At 69.9% G+C, this 18,431-nt stretch carries 22 protein-coding genes and 1 tRNA gene; 8 read left to right on the forward strand and 15 right to left on the reverse strand.

Annotated features, from left to right (window positions below; all coding sequences use genetic code 11):
* Positions 1–63: 63 nt before the first annotated feature.
* Genes ftsX through NGH83_RS15350 form a run of 3 tightly spaced genes read right to left on the reverse strand, consistent with a single transcriptional unit; the run spans position 64 to position 2,267 of the window.
* Positions 64–978 (reverse strand): permease-like cell division protein FtsX, encoded by a 915-nt coding sequence (gene ftsX, locus NGH83_RS10655; protein ID WP_251856231.1) that lies wholly within the window; start codon positions 976–978, stop codon positions 64–66.
* A complete protein-coding gene (locus NGH83_RS10660; protein ID WP_371872662.1) occupies positions 975–1,967 on the reverse strand; it encodes a cell division ATP-binding protein FtsE in 993 nt (330 codons plus the stop codon). Before NGH83_RS10660 ends, ftsX begins: the two co-directional genes overlap by 4 nt.
* 3 nt (positions 1,968–1,970) lie before the next feature.
* On the reverse strand, positions 1,971–2,267 hold the full coding sequence (locus NGH83_RS15350; RefSeq protein WP_371872663.1) for a cell division ATP-binding protein FtsE: 297 nt from the start codon (positions 2,265–2,267) through the stop codon (positions 1,971–1,973).
* A 118-nt stretch (positions 2,268–2,385) separates the two neighbouring features.
* On the opposite strand from NGH83_RS15350, the gene NGH83_RS10665 reads away from it, so the two are divergent.
* The gene (locus NGH83_RS10665) at positions 2,386–2,946 is read left to right on the forward strand and encodes a histidine phosphatase family protein (protein ID WP_251856232.1); all 561 of its coding nucleotides are present in this window, start codon (positions 2,386–2,388) and stop codon (positions 2,944–2,946) included.
* A 196-nt stretch (positions 2,947–3,142) separates the two neighbouring features.
* Here NGH83_RS10665 and prfB read toward each other — a convergent pair whose 3' ends face one another.
* The gene (gene prfB / locus NGH83_RS10670) at positions 3,143–4,264 is read right to left on the reverse strand and encodes a peptide chain release factor 2 (protein ID WP_251856233.1); all 1,122 of its coding nucleotides are present in this window, start codon (positions 4,262–4,264) and stop codon (positions 3,143–3,145) included.
* Between the two features lie 186 nt (positions 4,265–4,450).
* Here prfB and NGH83_RS10675 point away from each other — a divergent pair, with 186 nt between their 5' ends.
* From NGH83_RS10675 to NGH83_RS10685, 3 genes are all read left to right on the forward strand, one after another.
* Positions 4,451–5,704, forward strand: coding sequence for an MFS transporter (locus NGH83_RS10675; protein ID WP_251856234.1), 1,254 nt, complete (start codon positions 4,451–4,453; stop codon positions 5,702–5,704).
* Between the two features lie 35 nt (positions 5,705–5,739).
* Positions 5,740–6,126, forward strand: coding sequence for a hypothetical protein (locus NGH83_RS10680; protein ID WP_251858514.1), 387 nt, complete (start codon positions 5,740–5,742; stop codon positions 6,124–6,126).
* A 116-nt stretch (positions 6,127–6,242) separates the two neighbouring features.
* The gene (locus NGH83_RS10685) at positions 6,243–7,271 is read left to right on the forward strand and encodes an LLM class flavin-dependent oxidoreductase (RefSeq protein WP_251856235.1); all 1,029 of its coding nucleotides are present in this window, start codon (positions 6,243–6,245) and stop codon (positions 7,269–7,271) included.
* Between the two features lie 40 nt (positions 7,272–7,311).
* Here NGH83_RS10685 and NGH83_RS10690 read toward each other — a convergent pair whose 3' ends face one another.
* The 5 genes from NGH83_RS10690 to NGH83_RS10710 form a co-directional block, all read right to left on the reverse strand.
* Positions 7,312–8,055, reverse strand: a complete 744-nt coding sequence (locus tag NGH83_RS10690) for a 5'/3'-nucleotidase SurE (RefSeq protein WP_251856236.1) — start codon at positions 8,053–8,055, stop codon at positions 7,312–7,314.
* Positions 8,052–8,993 carry a 1-phosphofructokinase family hexose kinase gene (locus NGH83_RS10695; RefSeq protein ID WP_251856237.1) on the reverse strand — a complete coding sequence of 314 codons (942 nt, stop codon included), beginning with the start codon at positions 8,991–8,993 and terminating at the stop codon, positions 8,052–8,054. Before NGH83_RS10695 ends, NGH83_RS10690 begins: the two co-directional genes overlap by 4 nt.
* A 78-nt stretch (positions 8,994–9,071) precedes the next feature.
* On the reverse strand, positions 9,072–9,509 hold the full coding sequence (locus NGH83_RS10700) for a pilus assembly protein TadG-related protein (RefSeq protein ID WP_251856238.1): 438 nt from the start codon (positions 9,507–9,509) through the stop codon (positions 9,072–9,074).
* On the reverse strand, positions 9,506–9,991 hold the full coding sequence (locus NGH83_RS10705; RefSeq protein WP_251856239.1) for a hypothetical protein: 486 nt from the start codon (positions 9,989–9,991) through the stop codon (positions 9,506–9,508). The genes NGH83_RS10700 and NGH83_RS10705 overlap by 4 nt, the downstream gene beginning before the upstream one ends.
* A complete protein-coding gene (locus NGH83_RS10710; protein WP_251856240.1) occupies positions 9,963–10,367 on the reverse strand; it encodes a TadE family protein in 405 nt (134 codons plus the stop codon). The genes NGH83_RS10705 and NGH83_RS10710 overlap by 29 nt, the downstream gene beginning before the upstream one ends.
* Positions 10,368–10,510: 143 nt before the next feature.
* Here NGH83_RS10710 and NGH83_RS10715 point away from each other — a divergent pair, with 143 nt between their 5' ends.
* A complete protein-coding gene (locus NGH83_RS10715; RefSeq protein WP_251856241.1) occupies positions 10,511–11,128 on the forward strand; it encodes a DUF4126 domain-containing protein in 618 nt (205 codons plus the stop codon).
* A 7-nt stretch (positions 11,129–11,135) separates the two neighbouring features.
* On the opposite strand, the gene NGH83_RS10720 is transcribed toward NGH83_RS10715, so the two are convergent.
* From NGH83_RS10720 to NGH83_RS10740, 5 genes are all read right to left on the reverse strand, one after another.
* Entirely contained in the window at positions 11,136–11,348 is a 213-nt protein-coding gene (locus tag NGH83_RS10720; RefSeq protein ID WP_251856242.1) for a hypothetical protein, read from the reverse strand.
* Positions 11,349–11,486: 138 nt separating this feature from the next.
* Positions 11,487–12,455: an alpha/beta fold hydrolase gene (locus NGH83_RS10725; RefSeq protein ID WP_251856243.1), complete on the reverse strand. Its 969-nt coding sequence runs from the start codon at positions 12,453–12,455 to the stop codon at positions 11,487–11,489.
* Between the two features lie 46 nt (positions 12,456–12,501).
* A complete protein-coding gene (locus NGH83_RS10730) occupies positions 12,502–13,440 on the reverse strand; it encodes a type II secretion system F family protein (protein ID WP_251856244.1) in 939 nt (312 codons plus the stop codon).
* Positions 13,437–14,303 carry a type II secretion system F family protein gene (locus NGH83_RS10735; RefSeq protein ID WP_251858515.1) on the reverse strand — a complete coding sequence of 289 codons (867 nt, stop codon included), beginning with the start codon at positions 14,301–14,303 and terminating at the stop codon, positions 13,437–13,439. The genes NGH83_RS10730 and NGH83_RS10735 overlap by 4 nt, the downstream gene beginning before the upstream one ends.
* Before the next feature lie 2 nt (positions 14,304–14,305).
* Complete coding sequence (locus NGH83_RS10740) at positions 14,306–15,535, reverse strand: CpaF family protein (RefSeq protein WP_251856245.1); 1,230 nt, start codon at positions 15,533–15,535, stop codon at positions 14,306–14,308.
* 297 nt (positions 15,536–15,832) lie between these two features.
* Between NGH83_RS10740 and NGH83_RS10745 the strand changes: the two genes are divergently transcribed.
* The gene (locus tag NGH83_RS10745) at positions 15,833–16,324 is read left to right on the forward strand and encodes an FBP domain-containing protein (RefSeq protein ID WP_251856246.1); all 492 of its coding nucleotides are present in this window, start codon (positions 15,833–15,835) and stop codon (positions 16,322–16,324) included.
* 13 nt (positions 16,325–16,337) lie between these two features.
* Here NGH83_RS10745 and NGH83_RS10750 read toward each other — a convergent pair whose 3' ends face one another.
* Positions 16,338–17,294 (reverse strand): cytochrome b/b6 domain-containing protein, encoded by a 957-nt coding sequence (locus NGH83_RS10750; RefSeq protein ID WP_371872664.1) that lies wholly within the window; start codon positions 17,292–17,294, stop codon positions 16,338–16,340.
* A gap of 137 nt (positions 17,295–17,431) precedes the next feature.
* Between NGH83_RS10750 and NGH83_RS10755 the strand changes: the two genes are divergently transcribed.
* Positions 17,432–18,049 carry a dihydrofolate reductase family protein gene (locus tag NGH83_RS10755; protein WP_251856248.1) on the forward strand — a complete coding sequence of 206 codons (618 nt, stop codon included), beginning with the start codon at positions 17,432–17,434 and terminating at the stop codon, positions 18,047–18,049.
* A 28-nt stretch (positions 18,050–18,077) separates the two neighbouring features.
* Positions 18,078–18,159 (forward strand) — tRNA-Leu (locus NGH83_RS10760).
* The last annotated feature ends 272 nt before the right edge of the window (positions 18,160–18,431 follow it).

Consider the following 18,431-nt stretch of genomic DNA (forward strand, 5'->3'; position numbering starts at 1 on the left):
ATACAGGCGCGCTCGCGTCAACACACCGCGCTCGCCGGGGTGAGGGGTGTGGGGTGAGGAGGTCTAGACGCGGAGGTGGCGGCGGATCGAGATCTGGGCCGAGACCGCGGCGAGCAGGACGCCCACCAGGATCAGGAGTGGGACCACCAGGAGGGCGTCGGACATCGTCACGTACGAGAAGCCCAGCTGCGTCGTCGCCAGGTAGCCCTGCACGAAGAACTGCACGATCGCCACGACCACCCCGCCCGCGAGCAGGGCGCCGAGCAACGACGCGAAGGCGCCCTCGAGGATGAACGGGGTCTGGATGAACCGGTTCGACGCCCCCACCAGCCGCATGATGCCGAGTTCGCGGCGGCGCGAGTACGCCGAGAGACGGATGGTCGTCGAGATCAGCAGGCCGGCGGCGACGAGCATGATCGAGGCGATGCCGATGGCGGTGATGCTCGCCACGTTCAGAACCGAGAAGATCTGATCGAGGAGGCGGCGCTGGTCGGTGACGCTGTCGACTCCCGCGAGCGCGCTGAGGCTCTCCTGCAGCACGTCGGCCTGCGACGGATCCTTGAGGTTCACCCAGTAGGCCTCGTTGAGCAGGTCGGGGGTGACGTAATCGACGACCGCGTTGCCGGCGAACTGCTCCTGGAAGTTCGCGTAGGCGTCGTCCTGCGACTCGTAGTAGTACCGGTCGATGAGCGGCGCGAGCGTGGGCGAGTCGAGTTGGGCCTCGACGGCAGCGACCTGCTCGGGCGTCGCGGCACCGGCGGCGCACGCCTCGCTGCCGACGGTGCCGTTGCACATGTAGATCGCGACCTGCGCCTTGTCGTACCAGAAGGTCTTCATCTGGGTGATCTGCAGCTGCAGCAGGGCCGCGGCGCCGACGAAGGTGAGCGAGATGAAGGTCACCAGCACGACGGAGACGACCATCGACAGGTTGCGGCGCAGACCCTGCGAGACCTCGGACCAGATCAGGGCGAATCTCATGAGGTCGGTCCCACTTCCTGCGAGCCGGTCGATTCGGGAGCCGCGCCGGGGCGGCGCAGACCGAGGCGGACGGCGAGCGCCAACGGGTCGTCGTGATCGGGTGCCGCCTGCGCTGCAGCGGCCGGCGGCGCCGCTTGGGGCGCAGGAGCGGCGACCGACTCCGGCCTGGAGGCCGGGGTGAGGAGGTGGCGGAGCGGATCCTCGGCCGTTGGTGCGGGCGCCGACGTCTGGGCGGCCGGGTGCGGCGCGGTCGGGGCCGGCTGCGGGGTGGGCGTCGTCTGCGGATGGACGGTGCTCGGAAGCGGAGCGGCTTCGACCGGAGCCGCGGGCGCACTCGGGGTCGCCGGCGCGAGCGGCGCCGCGGTCGCAATCGGAGCACCGAAACGCGGGATCGCCCCGGTGGTGGTGGGCACTGCGAGGGGCGCGGTCATGGGGTGCGCGTCGTAGTCGGGCAGGTCGGCGTACCGGTTGGGGGTTCCTTCGACGACCGTCCGCGGCGAGCTGGGCAGCTCGACGGGTCCCGCCTCTTCTGCGACCGCGGCCGCGAAGGCTGCCGCTCCGGTCACGACGGGCACCGATTGCGTCGCGGGACGTTGGACGGGAATCGAGGTCGTGTAGCCGCCCTCGACCTCGTCGCGGACGATGTTGCCGCCGACGAGCTCGATGACGCGTCGCTTCATCGAGTCGACGATGCCGACGTCGTGGGTGGCCATGACGACGGTCGTGCCGCCCGCGTTGATCAGTTCGAGAACCTGCATGATGCCGGCGCTGGTCGCGGGGTCGAGGTTTCCGGTCGGCTCGTCGGCGAGCAGGATGGCGGGCTTGTTGACCACGGCGCGGGCGATCGCGACGCGCTGCTGCTCGCCGCCCGACAGCTCGTGCGGCAGACGTTCGGCCTTGCCCGCGAGCCCCACCATCTGGAGCACGTCGGGGACGGCCTCCTGGATGAAGCCGCGGGACTTGCCGATGACCTGCAGGGTGAATGCCACGTTCTAATAGACGGTGCGTCCCGGGAGCAGACGGAAGTCCTGGAACACCACGCCGAGCGACCGACGGAAGTAGGGGATCTTGCGGCTCGAGATGCTGCCGAGCCGCTGACCGAGTACGTGGATCTCGCCGGAGGACGGCTTCTCCTCCTTGAGGACGAGCCGCAGGAAGCTGGACTTGCCGCTGCCCGAGGCGCCGACGAGGAAGACGAACTCTCCGGCCTTGATCTCGACGTCGACGCCGTTCAGCGCCGGCTTCGAGTTGCCGGAGTACAGCTTGGTGACGCGATCGAAACGAATCATGGCTGTTCGAGGGTATGCACGAGGTGACGACTACTCCGCAGCGACACCCGAAGTCGAAAGTTATGTATTCGACTTGAAGGTTGTCGCCAGCGGCCCGGAGGGGCTCTACGGTGAGCGCGTGGGATCGGTCCTGTTGGTGCGGCACGCCGAGGCGGATTGGGCGAGCGCCGATGCCGCAGGTCTGGCCGGCCCCGCTCGCGATCTCATCGGTCTCACTCGGGCAGGTGTCCAGCAGGCGCAGGCTCGGGCCGAGCAGCTCGTGGACCTCGGCGCAGAGCGGATCGTGTCCTCGCCCATGACGAGGGCTCTGCAGACGGCGTCGATCATCGCATCGCGGGTGGGGCTCACTCCCGTTGTGGAACACGACCTGCGCGAGTGGGGCCCCGTGGGTGACTCCGGCTGGGATCACGCAGCGATGCGCGCGGCCTGGGCGGACCTCGAGCGCTCAGGCGGCGAGTGGCCGCAGGGCGACCGACGGGACTGGGAGCCGCTCAGCTCGGTCTTCACGCGCGTGACGGCGGTCCTGCACCGCCTCCAGGCGTCGGCGGGACGCACGGTCGTCGTCACTCACGGCGTGGTGATCGCGACGGTGACGGGCGTGGATCCCGGGCTCGGCGAGGCGGTCTCCTACCGGCGGATCGACGGCGTCGCCCATTCCGACCTGCGTCGGCATGCTTAGGCCCGGAAGTCGGGTCATTTTGCGACGTGCCTGGCAGCCCTACGGGGTGTGGTGACCTGAAGCCCTGGTCGCTGGGGAGGCCGCCCGCGGCCGTCGCGAAGCGAAGGACCGTGGCATCGCCGCACTGAGGCGACCTGCGACTCACGTCATTGCGCGACGGGCCTGGCGGCCCTCCGGGGTGTCCGGAGGGTGCCGGTCAGTCGACCGGCTTGGACTTGCGCCAGCGGATGCCCGCGTTGATGAAGCCGTCGAGGTCGCCGTCGAACACGTTCGAGGGGTTGTTGACCTCGTGCTCGGTGCGGAGGTCCTTCACCATCTGGTACGGCGCGAGGACGTAGGAGCGGATCTGGTCGCCCCAGCTCGCCGTGATGTTGCCTGCGAGTTCCTTCTTCTTCGCGTTCTCCTCTTCGCGCTTCAGCAGGAGCAGACGCGACTGCAGCACCCGCAGCGCGGCGGCGCGGTTCTGGATCTGGCTCTTCTCGTTCTGCATCGACACGACCGTGCCGGTGGGGATGTGGGTGATGCGCACCGCCGAGTCGGTCGTGTTGACCGATTGGCCGCCGGGGCCCGACGAGCGGAAGACGTCGACGCGGATGTCGTTCTCGGGGATCTCGATCTCGTCGGTCTCCTCCATCAGCGGGATCACCTCGACGGCCGCGAAGCTCGTCTGGCGCTTGCCCGCCGCGCCGAACGGCGACATGCGGACGAGACGGTGCGTGCCGGCCTCGACGGAGAGGTTGCCGAACGCGTACGGGGCGTCGACCTCGAAGGTCGCCGACTTGATGCCCGCTTCTTCGGCATAGGAGGTGTCCATGACGGTCACCGGATACTTGTGCTGCTCGGCCCAGCGCAGATACATGCGCAGGAGCATCTCGGCGAAGTCGGCGGCGTCCACTCCGCCCGCTCCGGCGCGGATCGTGATGACCGCGGGGCGCGGGTCGTACTCGCCGTTCAGCAGGGTCTGGACCTCGAGCTCGCCCATCAGCTTCTGCAGGCTCGCGAGCTCCGCTTCGGCCTCGACGGCCGTTTCGGCGGCGAGCGCGTCGTCGTCCTCTTCGCTGACCATCTCGAGCAGCACCTCGAGGTCGTCGAGGCGCTGCTCGATCGAGTTCAGTTTCGCCAGCTGCGCCTGCGCGTGGCTGAGGCTGCTGGTGACCTTCTGCGCGGCAGCCGGGTCGTCCCACAGGTCGGGAGCGCCCGCCTGCTCCGAGAGCTCGACGACCCGGGCGCGGAGGGCGTCGACGTCGACGACCGCGCGGATGTCACCGAAAGTGGATCGCAGCTCGGCGATCTGCTGCGAGAAGTCCAATTCAGCCATAACCCGCCAAGACTACCGGCCCGCTCACTCCCCGACCTGACCGCTTTCCCCGGCCGTGCGAACCGGATCAAGGAGAACTCGACCTTCAGTCACGCGTTCATGCGGATCCGAGCCGTTTCCGGACGCGTTCTCCTTGATTCGGTCAGTGCCGAGCTCGTCGAGCGCGGACGTAGGGTGGACAACGTCATGACGAATGGAACGACCGCCTTCCGCTGGCGTTCCATCGCCCTCCCCGCCCTGCTGCCGACGCTGCTGTTCTCGATCGGCGAGGGCGCACTGCTGCCGATCATCCCCGCGCTGGCCTCCGATCTCGGCGCCACCCTCGCGGTCGCCGGATTCATCGCGGCGATGCTGACTCTCGGCGAGCTGTTCGGCGACATCCCGAGCGGCTGGATCGTCGCCAAGATCGGCGAGCGCACCGCGATGCTGTACGCCACGGGCGTCGCCATCGCCGGACTGATTACCAGCGCATTCGCGCCGAACCCGGTCGTCCTGGCGGTCGGAATCCTGCTCATCGGACTCGCGAGCGCCGTGTTCGCGCTCGCCCGCCACGCGTTCATGACGAGTTTCGTGCCTCTGTCCCATCGCGCCCGCGCCCTGTCCACACTCGGCGGCACGCACCGACTCGGACTGCTGATCGGTCCGTTCCTCAGCGTCGCCGCGCTGGCGGCGACCGACTCGAACGCGGCGCCGCTCTGGGTCTTCGTCGTCGCGTGCGGAGTGACCGCGCTCACCCTTCTGCTGCTCCCCGACCCCGAGTCGCTCTTCGGCGCCGCGGTGCGAGCGCGCGAGGCGGGCAGGAAGCAGCTCGATGAAGGCGAGCAGCTGATCCGCGATGAGTCCGTCGGACTGTTCGGCACCCTTTCCCGCCATCGCGCCCTGCTGCTGCGGCTGGGGACGGGCTCGGCGATCATCTCCGCGTTGCGCGCGAGCCGTCAGGTGATCCTGCCGCTGTGGGGTGTGAGCCTCGGGCTCGACGAGGCGCACACCGCGACGATCATCGGCGTCGCCGCCGCCATCGATTTCGCGCTCTTCTACACCGGCGGTCAGATCATGGACCGCTTCGGGCGCCTCTTCACCGCGGTGCCGTCGGTGCTCGGACTCGCGGTCGGGCTGATCGGACTGGCGCTCACCCACGACCTGCCCGCCAGCGAGACATGGTTCGTGGTCTTCGCCGTCTTCCTCTCGATCGCCAACGGCATCGGCTCGGGGATCCTGATGACACTCGGCGCCGACCTCGCCCCGCCGTCGAACCCGGCACCGTTCCTCGGCGCGTGGCGATTCTGCAACGACGCGGGCGGCGCCGTCGCCCCGCTGCTTCTCGCCGGCGTCACCGCGGCGCTGTCGTTGCCCGTCGCCGTCGCCGCAGTCGGCGCCCTCGGCTTCGTCGGCGCAGGAGCCCTGCTGCGCTACGTGCCCCGCTACTCCTCCCACCGCTGAACCACAGGGCCACGCTCCCCTAGGCTCGGGCCGTGATGCAACAGCTCTTCGCGCTCGCCTTCTGCCTCGTGCTGCTCGCGTTGGCCGTCTTCCAGGTGGCGCTGATCGCCGGCGCGCCGCTGGGGCATCTCGCCTGGGGCGGGCGCGACCGGGTGCTGCCTCGAGGCAAGCGCATCGGCAGCGTCATCTCAGTGGTGCTCTACGTGCTCTTCGGCCTCGTCGCCCTCGAACGCGCCGAGATCACGGGACTCGTGCCCGACTCGTTCGACGGTGCCCTCTTCATCGCGATGTGGGTGATCGCCGGCTACCTCGCGGTGGGCATCCTGCTGAACGCGGCATCGCGGAGCAAGCAGGAACGCGCCGTCATGACCCTGACCGCGCTCGTGCTCGCCATCCTCGCCGCGCTCGTCGCCCTCGGCTGAGCCGTCCGGCTTCGGGGGCTGCGGGCGCAACGGAGGCTGTGCTTTCCGGAATTACTGCTGCCATGCTCTGGTTACGACAGCAACAACATGCAGGCGCATAGAGATCGGATCTCGTCATGACGGCACACCAGTTCGGGCTCGACACCTTCGGCGACGCGACCAACCACGACGACGGCACCCCGAAGCCGCTGGCTCAGGTCATCCGCGACGTGGTCGAAGAAGGAGTCCTCGCCGATCAGGTCGGAGTCGACGCGTTCGGCGTCGGCGAGCACCACCGCGAGGACTTCGCCGTCTCGGCGCCCGACGTGGTGCTCACCGCCATCGCCGCCCGAACCGAGAAGATCCTCATCGGCTCCGCGGTCACGGTGCTGAGCTCCGACGACCCGATCCGCGTCTACCAGCGCTTCTCGACCCTCGACGCAGTCTCCAACGGCCGCGCCGAGGTCACGCTCGGCCGCGGATCGTTCACCGAGTCGTTCCCGCTATTCGGCTACTCGCTCTCGCAGTACGAGGAGCTCTTCAGCGAGAAGCTCGACCTCTTCGCCGCCCTGCTGCGCGAGGAGCCCGTCACCTGGGAGGGCGGCTTCCGCGCGCCGCTCGCCGACCAGCGGGTCTACCCGCCCACCGAGTCCGGCCGCCTGAAGACCTGGATCGGCGTCGGCGGCAGCCCCGAGTCCGTCGTCCGCGCCGCGCAGTACGGGTTCCCGCTGCTGCTCGCGATCATCGGTGGCGACCCGAAGCGCTTCGCCCCCTACGTCGACCTCTATTATCGTGCGCTCGACCAGCTCGGGGCCAAGGCGCTGCCGATCGGCGTGCACTCCCCCGGTTTCGTCGCGGAGACCGACGGCGAGGCGGTGCGCCGCTTCCTGCCCGGGTTCAAGGCGAACCGCGACCGGATCGGCGCCGAGCGCGGCTGGCCGCCGATGAGCGTCAACGAGTTCCAGCAGGAGCGTGCCCACGGCTCGCTCTACGTCGGCTCACCCGAGACCGTGGCGCGGAAGATCGCCGACACCGTGAAGGCGCTCGGCGTCGACCGCTTCGACCTCAAGTACAGCGCGGGCACCCTTCCGCACGCCCACGCGATGGAGTCGATCGAGCTCTACGGCACCAAGGTCATCCCCATGGTGAGGGACATGCTCGCCTGACGCGTCGCTCGGTTTTCGCGGCGAGCCGACGATCCGGAGGTCACTCCCGCTGACGCAGAGGTGTCCACCCCACAGAGGTGATGCTCGTGAGAGTCGCGTAGCCCGCGCGGAGAAGAGCCGTGTCGCTCTCCGGGTCGACCGACTCGCCCGGATCGGCGACGGCCAGCCGGAGGTCGCCCTCGAAGGGTTCGGTGATCGTCGTCTGCACGATGCCGAACTCCGACAGGTGCGCCTCACGCAGCTCGGGCACGCGCGCGAGGTTGGGGACGTTGAGGTTGACGACGGCGCCGACCTGCTGCGCCAGTACGACCGGGACGACCTGCTCGACCAGCGCCGCCGCGGTCTCCCAGTGCAGTTCATCGGGGTCGATCCCGACGTCCAGGGATACGGCGAGCCCCCGCGCGTCGTTCACTCCCGCGGTGAGCGCCGCGCCGACCGTGCCCGAATGCAGGATCGCCCGCCCGGCGTTCGCTCCCCGGTTGATGCCCGACAGCACGAGCTCCGGCGTCGTCGTGAACGCCCCGTGGGCGGCGAGGAGGGCGATGAGCGCGGGCGCGGCCTCGACGGCGTAGCAGCGGGAGTCGGGGAGCCCGTCGATCGCACGTTCTTCGAAGTGGATGCGGCCGTCGTCGTGCTGCGCCATGATCGACGCGCTGCTGCCGCTCGACTGCGAAGCCGGAGCGGCCACGATGACCTCCAGCCCGGATCGCACCGCCGCCTGCGCGAGGGCGACGAGGCCGGGCGAGTCGATGCCGTCGTCGTTGGTGATCAGCGCCGTCGTCATCCCCGCACCTTCCCCTCGAACTCCTCGAGTCTGTCGATGCGCACGAGCTTCATCATCGAGCGCACCGCCTCGGGCTGACTCGAGCCCAGACCGTGACGGGTCACGTTCAGCGCTCCCGCCGCCGAGCCGACCTCGAGCGCCTCGTCGATGTCGCCGCCGCGGGCGAGCACCGAGGTCACCCCCGCGGTCAGCGAGTCGCCCGCGCCGCGGGTGTCGACGACCTGCATCTCGGGCATGTGCACTTCACGCACACCGTCGGGCGACGCGACGAGCGTCGATTCGTGCGCCCGGGTGACGATGACGTGCTCGGCGCCGTCATCACGGATCCGCTGCATGGCGGCGACGATGTCGGCACGGTCCTCGCCGTCGAGGCGCCCGCTGTCGCGCAGTTCCGAATCGCTGACCTTGACGAGCAGCAGACCGCCGCCGAGCGCCTCCTCGAGTCGGTCGCCCGATAGATCGGCGATGACGCGGCGGCCGGCCGCACGCAGGTCGGCCGCCAGGCGCCGATAGACCTCGGCCGGGATCTCGTCGTCGCTCGTCGGACCGCTCAGGATGATCGCGTCGCACTCGAGACCGGCGTGCAGGGTGAGCCCGTAGAGCTCGTCGAGTTCATGGCGGGACAGCGGGTCGCCCGCGGCTTCGACGATGCTCTCTCGCTCGCCTTCGCGCCGGTCGTGGACGTAGGCGGCGCCGCGTCCGTCGCGCTCGACTCCGAGGACCTCGATGCCCTCGTCGTCGGCGAGGTGTCGGACCAGCCCGCCGACCTCGCCGGTGAGGACCGCGCAGATGGTCGTCTCGACGCCGAGGCGCTCGAGCATGCGCGCCTGCCAGACGCCCTGCCCGCCGGCGTGCACGTGCACGTCAGGACCGGTGGGGTGATCCTCGATGGTCACAGTGAGAACGGGAGACGGGGCGAAGACGGCGACTCGGGTCACCCGACCAGTCTGGCCCGATGGCACCCCGTTCCCCGTTTCCGTTCAGGGCCCTCTCGGTCGATCGTCAGCGCGGCTCGCTCAGCGGAACACGCTGCGAGCGGTCGCGGTCGCGTCGATCGCGACACCGGTGGGAATCAGCATCGAGACGAACGGCGGATTCCACACGGAGGAGAGCGTCACCGTCGCGGTCATCCCGTCCGTCGATTCCGCCTGCGCAACGGCGACATCGTCGGCGATCCCTGAGCGCGACGCCAGATGCGCGGCGACCGCGTCGCGGACTTCGGCCGACGTCAACCGCGGACGCACCGTCAGTCCGTCGACGCGCACGTCGTCGAGGTCGAAGGATTCGGCGGCGGCGAGTTCCGACTCGTCGGCAAGGTCGAGCAGCCGTTTGCGTTCGAGGTAGAGCGAGCTCGCCGCGGCGAGCAGGAGCGCCACCGCGAGCGCGAGTGCCGCGAAGCCGACGATGAGCGGGAGGGTCGACCCGGTGTCGTCACGGAGTGGTCTGCGGTTCACTGCAGCTCTCCGCGGAACGCCGAAACCCGTTGCACTGCGGTCGCCGTGACGGGGATGTGCAGCGGCAGCGAGGAGTCGAGCGCGGACGGTACGAGCGGCAGGGGGACGTCGAGCGTGACCGTCACCGTGACCACCGAATCGCGCTGAAGACAGTCCGCTGTGGCGGGGACGCAGCTGATCTCCGTGGCGGCCGGGGCGTCGTCGAGTGAGAAGTCGGCCGCGGCGAGGCGCACGATCTCGTCGACCGTCGTGCGCCCCTCCGCTGGCTCGAGGGCCTGGACGTACGCCCGGGCTGAGGCGTGCGCCGCGCCCTCGGCCGCGAACGCCGCGCCCTGCACCATCCCCAACGTGAGTACGAGATAGACGACCGGGACCAGCAGGAGTGCGCCGGCGGTGACGAACTCGAGGGACGCCGATCCCGCGTCGGACCTGAACCCGCAGCGCGGAGGTCGCTCAGTCCGCGAGTCGCTCGAGCGGAGCATGGCCGGTCACCTCCAACGCCCGATCGGGCCCGAGCAGGCCGAACACGGGGAGAGCCGAGCGGACGCGGACCTCGACCATCGAGGCGCCTCCGACGGTCACCTCGCGCGCGCTGACGTCCGCGACGTATCCGTCGCTCACGGCGAGGGTGAGCAACGTGCGTGTGCGCTCGGCGCCCGCGTCGAGCGAACTACCCACGAGACCTGCGTGCCGAGCCCCTTCGACCGCCGCGTCGATCGCGGTGTTCCTCACATGGAGCGCGAGCGCCAATTGGACGACACCCAACGCCAGCGCTGTGAGGAGCACGGCGACCATGGCGAATTCGGCCGGGGCGGATCCGCGGTCGTCGGTCAGCCATCGACGGCGCGGTGCGGACATGGGCGACCTCCTCGCCGCGAGTCTGCCGCGAGGGTCTGCACCGGGTCGGATGTCATCCACAGGCGTAGGACGCAGGATCGATGCGGAGGGCGCGTGCGTGATCCGCGTCCATCGACGACGATGGCCCGGAAGGAGGGCGGCAGATGCTCGAAGCGATCGCAGGTACCGGCCTCGCCGCGGCGGCGGGACTCAACGCGTACATCCCGCTGCTCGCGCTCGGGTTGCTGTCCCGCTTCACCGATCTGGTCGTGCTGCCCGGCGGGTGGTCGTGGCTCGAGAACGAGTGGGCGCTCGGAGTCTGCGGGGTGCTGTTCGTGCTCGAGATCGTCGCGGACAAGATCCCTGCGGTCGATTCGGTGAACGACCTGCTGCAGAGCGTCGTTCGCCCGGCGTCGGGCGGCATCGTCTTCGGCTCGGGAACGTCGGCGCAGACGGCGGCGATCGAGGATCCCGGCACGTTCTTCACCTCGGGCAGCTGGGTGCCGGTCGCGATCGGCGTCGGTGTCGCCCTCGCGGTGCATGTCGTGAAGGCCATCGCGCGAGCCGCCGCCAACACTGTGACGGCCGGCGTCGCTGCTCCGGTGCTGTCAGTGGCGGAGGACATCGCGAGCGTCTTCCTGGTGATCGCCGCGATCGTGCTGCCGGTGCTCGTGATTCTCCTGCTGGCCGGTGTGGTGGTCGGCTTCGTCGTGCTGGTGCGACGCACAGCCGCGCGACGGCGGGCGAAGCGTCGGGCTTCGGCGGCCGCGCAGCCGACGTGACGCGCGACTAGAACGAGATGACCCGGTCGATCGCCTGATCGAAGACGTTACTGAGCGCGGGCGCCGCGACTCCCCAGATGACGATGACGAGGCCTGCCGTCATCAGGGTGATGAGCACCCATCCCGGCACGTCGCCCCGGTCGTCGGCGACGCGGACGCGCAGACGGTCGATAGCGCTGCTGATCAGGCGGGATGTCTTCGTGAAGCTGTGCTCGCTCATCGCCTCAGGATTCCCCGGCGACGCGAAGGGCGGCGGGAGTTCTCCACAGGCCGCGCACCGACGCCGAGATGCCCAGTTCGGCGGGTCTGCGCGCTCGAACACCCGCAGAACCGGGCATCTCGCCGAGCGCGGGCGGCGTCAGCGGCGGGGTGCGTAGGCGCGCCAGAGGATGCGGGCGTGCTGCGCCTTCGCTCGGGCGACGCCGCGCTCGTCTCCGCGTAGGGCGCTCACCCACTCGGCGGCGCGACTGTGCATCGCGTTCATCAGCATCGCGAGGTCGGCGTTTCGGGCGGGCGGCAGTTCGGCGGCGTCGGACGACATCCGTCCGCGCTGCCGCAGCTCATCGTCGAGGTGGCGGATGGTCAGCTCGGCGACGCCGATCGCGTGCCCGTTGATGATCGAGTGCGCCGCTCCTTCGATCTCCCACCGCCGAGAGCCGGCCGCCGCCGCGGTGAGCGCGGAATGGAAGCGGCGGGGCGAAGTGCGGTCGTACTCGCCGCGGATGAAGAGGATCTTCGCCTGCACGAGCCGCACCCGGTCGCGAATGCGGTAGCGGAGCATGTGCGGCAGGACGGTGAGGAAGTACACCGCCCCGCAGAGCATGTACGCCGAAAGCGCGGTCAACGCGAGGTGCAGGGATTCGCGGACCGACGACTGGACGAATCGCACGCCCTGCTTCGCCGCGGTGGCCTCGGCTTCGTTGACGACCGGACTCACCAGTACCGCGTGAGTGAGTTCGGGCCGCCGCACGAGCACCTCGGTCACGACCTGGGTGCCCATCGAGTGGCCGATGAGGATGGCGTCGTCGAGGCCGTAGTGGTCGAGCACGGCCTCGACCTGGTCGGCGAAGAACTCTGGCGTCGGCTGCACGTGCGGACGCGGCATCCCGCCGAACCCCGGCAGGTCGAGCGCGTACACGTCACCGCGCAGTGCCAGGGTCGGCGCAAGGAACTCGAAGTAGGTGGCGGCCACCCCCACCCCGGCGACGAGCACGAACGCACGCGACTGCTCGGAGTCGCTCTTGCTCACCCGCGTGACGCGGGTCGTGTTCTCACCCGACCGGACGTGGTCCACCGTCAGCTGGGTGGGCTGGCTCGCGTCGGTCACCGCTCCAGGATGCCAGGTCACGTCCGAGAAGCCGCAGGGCGCCGGATCAGAAGCCGGTCTGCAGCACCATGAGCCCCGGGAACACGGCGATTGCGATCGTGAACGGCAGGATGAAGAAGACGAGCGGCACCAGCATCGCGACCTCCTTCTTGCCCGCGAGTTCGAGGAGCACACGCTTGGCCTCCTCGCGGCAGTCACCCGCCTGCGCCCGGAGCACCTCGGCCAGCGGTGCGCCGCGATCCAGGGCTGCGACGAGCTGATCGACCGCCCGGGTGAGTGCGGGCACCCCGAGCTCCCCGGACAGCCGGAGCAGTGCGGACGCGAGCGGCGTGCCCGCCGCGACGGCGGCGACGACACCGCGCAGCTCGACGGCGATCTCGCCGGTGCCGACGCGGGCCACTCGGCGGAGGGAGTCGTGGATGCCCTCTCCGGCCGCCAGACTCAGCGACAGGAACTCGAGCATCGTCGGCAGCTCCTGAGTTATTCGGGAGGACCGCCGGCGGACGGCCCGAGCCAGAAGTCGATCGCGGACGACGACGCCCGCGACCGCACCGGTCGCGGGAAGCACGAGGGATGGTCCGAGCGCCACCCCCGCCGACGCCGCGGCGACGGCGAGCAGACCGCCCAGCGCGCCACCGGAAGCGAGCGCGATCAGTTGCTGGGTGCGGTAGCGCTCGACCGTCGTCGCGCTCCCCGAACGGCGCAGTTGCTGCACGAGTCGGGAGCGACCGCCGAGCAGCGAGTCGAGCCCGGCGCGTGCTGCGAGCAGTGCCGGCCGCCAGAAGATCCCGAGCACACCGCTCGGGTCGGACGATCGCCGGGCGAGGATGCGCCGCGCCTCCTGCGAGATGTCGACCAGTTGCGGAGCGAGTCGATCAGCGAGTCGAGGCCGTGACAGGCGCGGCGTCGCGGCGATCAGCATCCAGAGGCCGAGGCCGAGCACGCTGCCGAGCAGCGCCGACCAGCCGAGGCTTCCCGCGCTCACTGGAACCACCGCGCCTCGCGGGGAAGCCGCCCGATCGAGATCATGGCGCGGTAGGCGACCACGGACAGTGCGGCACCGCACACGAGCAGCAGGACACCGGCCGACGTGCTGTAGGCAGCGGCCGCCTCGGGTCTGGTGCACAGCAGAAGCAGCACTATCCACGGGGCGGCGACTCCGAGCCGTGCGGCGTTGTGCACCCACGACTGTCGGGCCTCGAGCTCGGCGCGGACGGCGCCGTCGGCGCGGAGATGCTGCGACAGACCGCGCAGCACGGTCGCGAGCTCGGTGCCGCCGACCTCCCGCGCCATGCGGAGCGTCTCGATGATCCGGTCGGCGACGGGGTCGGCGAGCCGCGACTTAAGCTCGTCGACGCTGACACCGAAGTTACCGGTGGCGCCGTAACTGCGTGCGAACTGCCGGAACGCCGGACGCAGCGGCTCGGGCCCGGTGTCGGCGAGCGCCGCGAGCGCGTCGGGCATGGCGATCCCCGAGCGCACGGCTGCGACGAGGTGGTCGAGGACATCGGGCCACGCCTGACGCCCCGTGGCGATCCGGCGGGTGGTGCGCCATCCGACGACGGTCAGCGGAGCGGCTGCGCCCGCGGCCGCCGCGAGAGCCGCGAAGGCCGCGACACCCGTCACACCGAGGATGGCGGCGCCGGCGACGAGACCCAGCAGGACGGAGACGGCGACGAACGCGGCGGTCGACACCGCCGAGAAGCCGCCCGCGTCGAGCCTGGCGCGCAACCTTCCCGCTCGTACAGGCCGCCGTCGCTTCAGGCCGGCGTCGGGCCAAAGCCACGGCGCGGCGACGAGGAGCAGTCCCGTGCCGAGCACGACGCCGAGGAAGACGCCGACGAACATGCTCACGCGACGCGTCCGAGGATCAGGGCGGGGTCCAGCCCGGCCAGCTCGAACTTTCCGAGCTTCTCGGGGAAGCTGCCGGTCGCCCGCAGCCGGATGCCGTCGTGGACGAAGAGGCTCGATGCTTCGATCACTCCCCCGTCGACCCTCCCGGTCGGGGCGAGGATCTCGACCACCTGACGCCGACCGCCGCGCCGCATCGCGCAGTGCACGACCACATCGACCGTGGAGGCGACGGTCGGGATCACGAACGAGGAGTCGATGTTGCGCCCGGCGAGCAGCGGCAGGGTGCTGAGCTTGACCAGCGCTTCACGGGCGCTTCCCGCGTGGATGCTGCAGGCGCCCGGCACGCCGCTGCTGAGGGCGATCAGCAGATCGAGCGCCTCGGCCTCACGGACCTCGCCGATGACGAGGCGGTCGGGGCGCATGCGCAGCGCCTCCTTCACGAGTCGGCGCAACGTCACCTCACCGGTTCCTTCGAGGCTCGGCTGCCGGCACTGCATCGCGACGACGTCTCGGGCGCGGAGGTCGAGTTCGAAGGTCTCCTCGACGGTGACGATGCGCTCCCCCGGTCGCGCTGCGCCGAGCGCTGCCTGCAGGAGGGTGGTCTTGCCCGCGTGGGTGGCGCCCGAGACGAGGATGTTGCATCCCGCGAGCACGCACATCCGCAGGTATTCGGCCGCCTCGCGGGTCAGCGACCCGCTCTCGACGAGCTGCCCGAGGTCGCGGAGCCCGCGCCCGAACTTGCGGACGTTGACCGCCCAGTGCCGTCGCGTGACGTCGGGGATGACGACGTGCAGCCGGGATCCGTCGGGCAATGACGCGTCGACGAAGGGCGACGAGTGGTCGACGCGGCGACCACTGGAGGCGAGCATCCGCTCGACCACGTCGCGCACGTCGTCATCGGTCATGACGATCGTGGTCAACTCGGCGACCCCGCCGCGGGCCGCGAAGACCCGCGCCGGCCCGTTGATCCAGATCTCCTCGACCTCCGGGTCGTCGAGCAGATGTTGCAGCGCACCGAACCCCGTCAGTTCGGCGAGCACGGCGCGTTCGAGGGCGGCGGGATCGACGGAAGTTCCGCGAAGCGCAGCCCCGTCGCGCTCCTGACCGCGGATCACCTCGTCGCGGATGTACCGCGTCGCGGCCGCCGGATCGAGATGCAGGTCGACGCCGTCGCGGCGCACCCTCTCCCGCACCAGCTCCGTGATCGACTGCACCGCTCCCGCCATGCGCAACAGTCTGCGCACGGCGCCCCACCCGTCGCCGGCGTTCTCCACAGTGCGCGCACACGGGCGTACACTCGCCTGTCGTGAACCGTTCCGTTCCCCGCTCTCAGCCCTCCGGGCGTCAGGAGGTCGTCGGCGTCTCCTCCGCCGACGCGAGATAGCCACTGCTCCCTCCGAGCACTTCCGCGCGCCTGCGCACCCCGGCACCCATCTGCCCGTCGTGGCAGACCGTCGGACCCCGAACGGATACGTCCGCCCGCGACCCTTCGCGGCGGTCCTCACACACGAAAGAGCACTCTCATGCATGCCCTGACCGAGAAGCAGCTGCGATCCTGCTTCGTCAACTCCACCCTCCGCGAGCGCAACGCCATGCCGCTCCCCGACCGCTTCGGCGACCTCGACTGGGACTCCCTCGACTTTTTGGGCTGGCGCGACCCGAAGCAGCCGAACCTCGGCTACGTCGTCGCCGAGGTCGACGGCGAACCCGTCGGCCTCATCCTCCGCAAGGCGGAGGGCGGCAGCCGCACCAGGCCGCAGTGCAACTGGTGCGAAGACGTCACCCTGCCGAACGACGTCCTGTTCTTCAGCGTCAAGCGCGCCGGAGCCGCGGGCCGCAAGGGCGACACCGTCGGCACGCTCGTCTGCGCCGAGTTCGAATGCTCGGCCAACGTCCGGCGTCGGCCGACGCTCGCCTATGTCGGATTCGACGTCGAAGCGGCGAAGCAGCAGCGCATCGACTCGCTGCGCGAGCGGGTGCAGAACTTCGCTCGCTCAGTGATGCGCGACAGCTGACGGGAGGCGCGGTTCAGCGGACCGTTCCGGTGAGCCCCGCCAACCACTTCAGCACCGGCGGGCGCGCGGCGAACCAGCCGGCCGCCATCACGGCGACGGAGGCGGCGAAGATCCAGAATCCGATCCAGCTGTCGTCGTCGCGGTTCGCGTACATGTGGTTGAGGTTGCGCAGGATCCCGGTGGTGAAGACGAGGAACACGTGCGTCGCCGTGAAGACGATGAAGTAGACCATCACCCACACGTGCACCAGGCGGGTCGCCTTCAGCGGGATGGTCTTGTCGAAGCGCCGGAACCGTGCGGCGAGGCCGGGCGAGAGCCGTAGCCCGGTGGCGATCGCGAGCGGTGAGGCGATGAACACGGTGATGAAGTACGTGATCAGCTGGAGGCTGTTGTAGTTCACCCAACCGTCTTCGTGCGGCCAGTCGAACGACACGTACTGCAGGCCCGCCGACACCGCGTTGGGGATGACATCCCAGCTGGTGGGCACGATGCGCACCCACTGGCCGGTCGAGAACAGCAGCACGACGTAGACGACGCCGGTGAGCACCCACACGGCGTCGAGCGACAGGTGGAACCACAGCGGCAGCCCGATTCTTACCGGCTGCCCCTTCGTCTTGAGGCGGCCCGTGTTGTCGCGCTTGTAGAAGTGCGCGGGGCGCTGCTTGCGCCGCAGCTCCAGGCCGGTGCGCACGATGAGCAGCAGCATGAACGCGCTGAGGAAGTGGGTCCACGACACCCAGGCCGGGAAGCCGACGGGCGCCCAGTCTGGCAGCGGGGTGGTGCCCGGGTACTCGGCGATGAAGTCCTGCACGCCGGCCGTCTCGCGCAGCGCTCGGGCCACCCAGACGGCGATCGCGGCGACGACGAGGAATGCGACGACGATGATCGTCCGGGTGAGCCAGGTGCGAGCGGCGGGCGTCAGCCGGCGGGGCGCGTCGGGCGCCCCGGACTCGTTGGACAACAGATGCACTCCACAGGACGTCGGTTCCCTCCAACGCTAGTGGGTGCGCGCGGTGGAGATTCCGAGACATTCCTGATGAGTGATGCTCGGTTCCCTTCCAGGCTGCGGGCGGAGGCTGACATACGTCGCTTGCCGGAGGAGGCGCCATGGCGGTCGTGGTCGACATCAGCATCTCGCTCGACGGGTTCGTCACCGGACCGGACAGCGGAGTGCACGCCGGTCTCGGTGAACGCGGAGAAGCGCTGCACGAATGGGCGATGGCGTCCACGGATCCGGTCGACCGCCTCGTCCTCGAAGAGGCGACCGCGCGCACCGGTGCAGTCGTGATGGGTCGGACGCTGTTCGACGTCGTCGACGCACCCGACGGCTGGAGCGACTCGCTCGGCTACGGCGGACGCCGCGATCAAGCAGCGAGGCCGCCGGTGTTCGTGGTGACCCGTGTCGAGCCGGAGCGCGTGCGACTCGTCGATCTCTTCTCGTTCCGATCGTCGCTCGATGACGCGCTCGATGCGGCGCTCGCAGCGGCCGGAGCGAAAGACGTCGTGGTCATGGGTGGAGGGATGGCGGCGCGCGGCGCGCTCCTCTCGGGTCGCGCGGACGAGCTGGTGCTGCATGTCGCACCCGTGGTGCTCGGTCGTGGGACGCCGCTGTTCGAGCCGGGCATGCCGACGGTGCGGTTGGAGTGGCGGGAGACGAGGACCTCTTCTGCCGCCCAGCATCTGCGTTACCGGGTGGGCACCGTGGAGGAATGGCCGACGGCGTGAAGGACCCGCGCTCTACACTTGCTGTCGCGCGGGAGTGGTGAAATTGGCAGACACGCAGGATTTAGGTTCCTGTGCTTTCGAGCGTGGGGGTTCAAGTCCCCTCTCCCGCACAACACGTCGCACGCCCGCTCGTTGAGGAGGCCCGCCAGGCCGTCGCGAAACGAGGGACCTGGTCGGTTCGCCCCTGCTTTCGAAGCACCCGGGCCGACCGAAAGTGTGTCGCATCGCGACGGCCGTGAACGGCCTCATCAGCGTCCAGACACCCTGCTCGTTGAGGAGGCCCGCCAGGGCCGTCGCGAAACGAGGGACCTCATCGTTTCGCCCGAGCTCGAACACCCGACCGACAGAAGTGTGTCGCATCGCGACGGCCGTAAACGGCCTC

Origin of the sequence: Herbiconiux sp. L3-i23, assembly GCF_023734115.1 — a bacterium.
GTDB lineage: Bacteria > Actinomycetota > Actinomycetes > Actinomycetales > Microbacteriaceae > Naasia.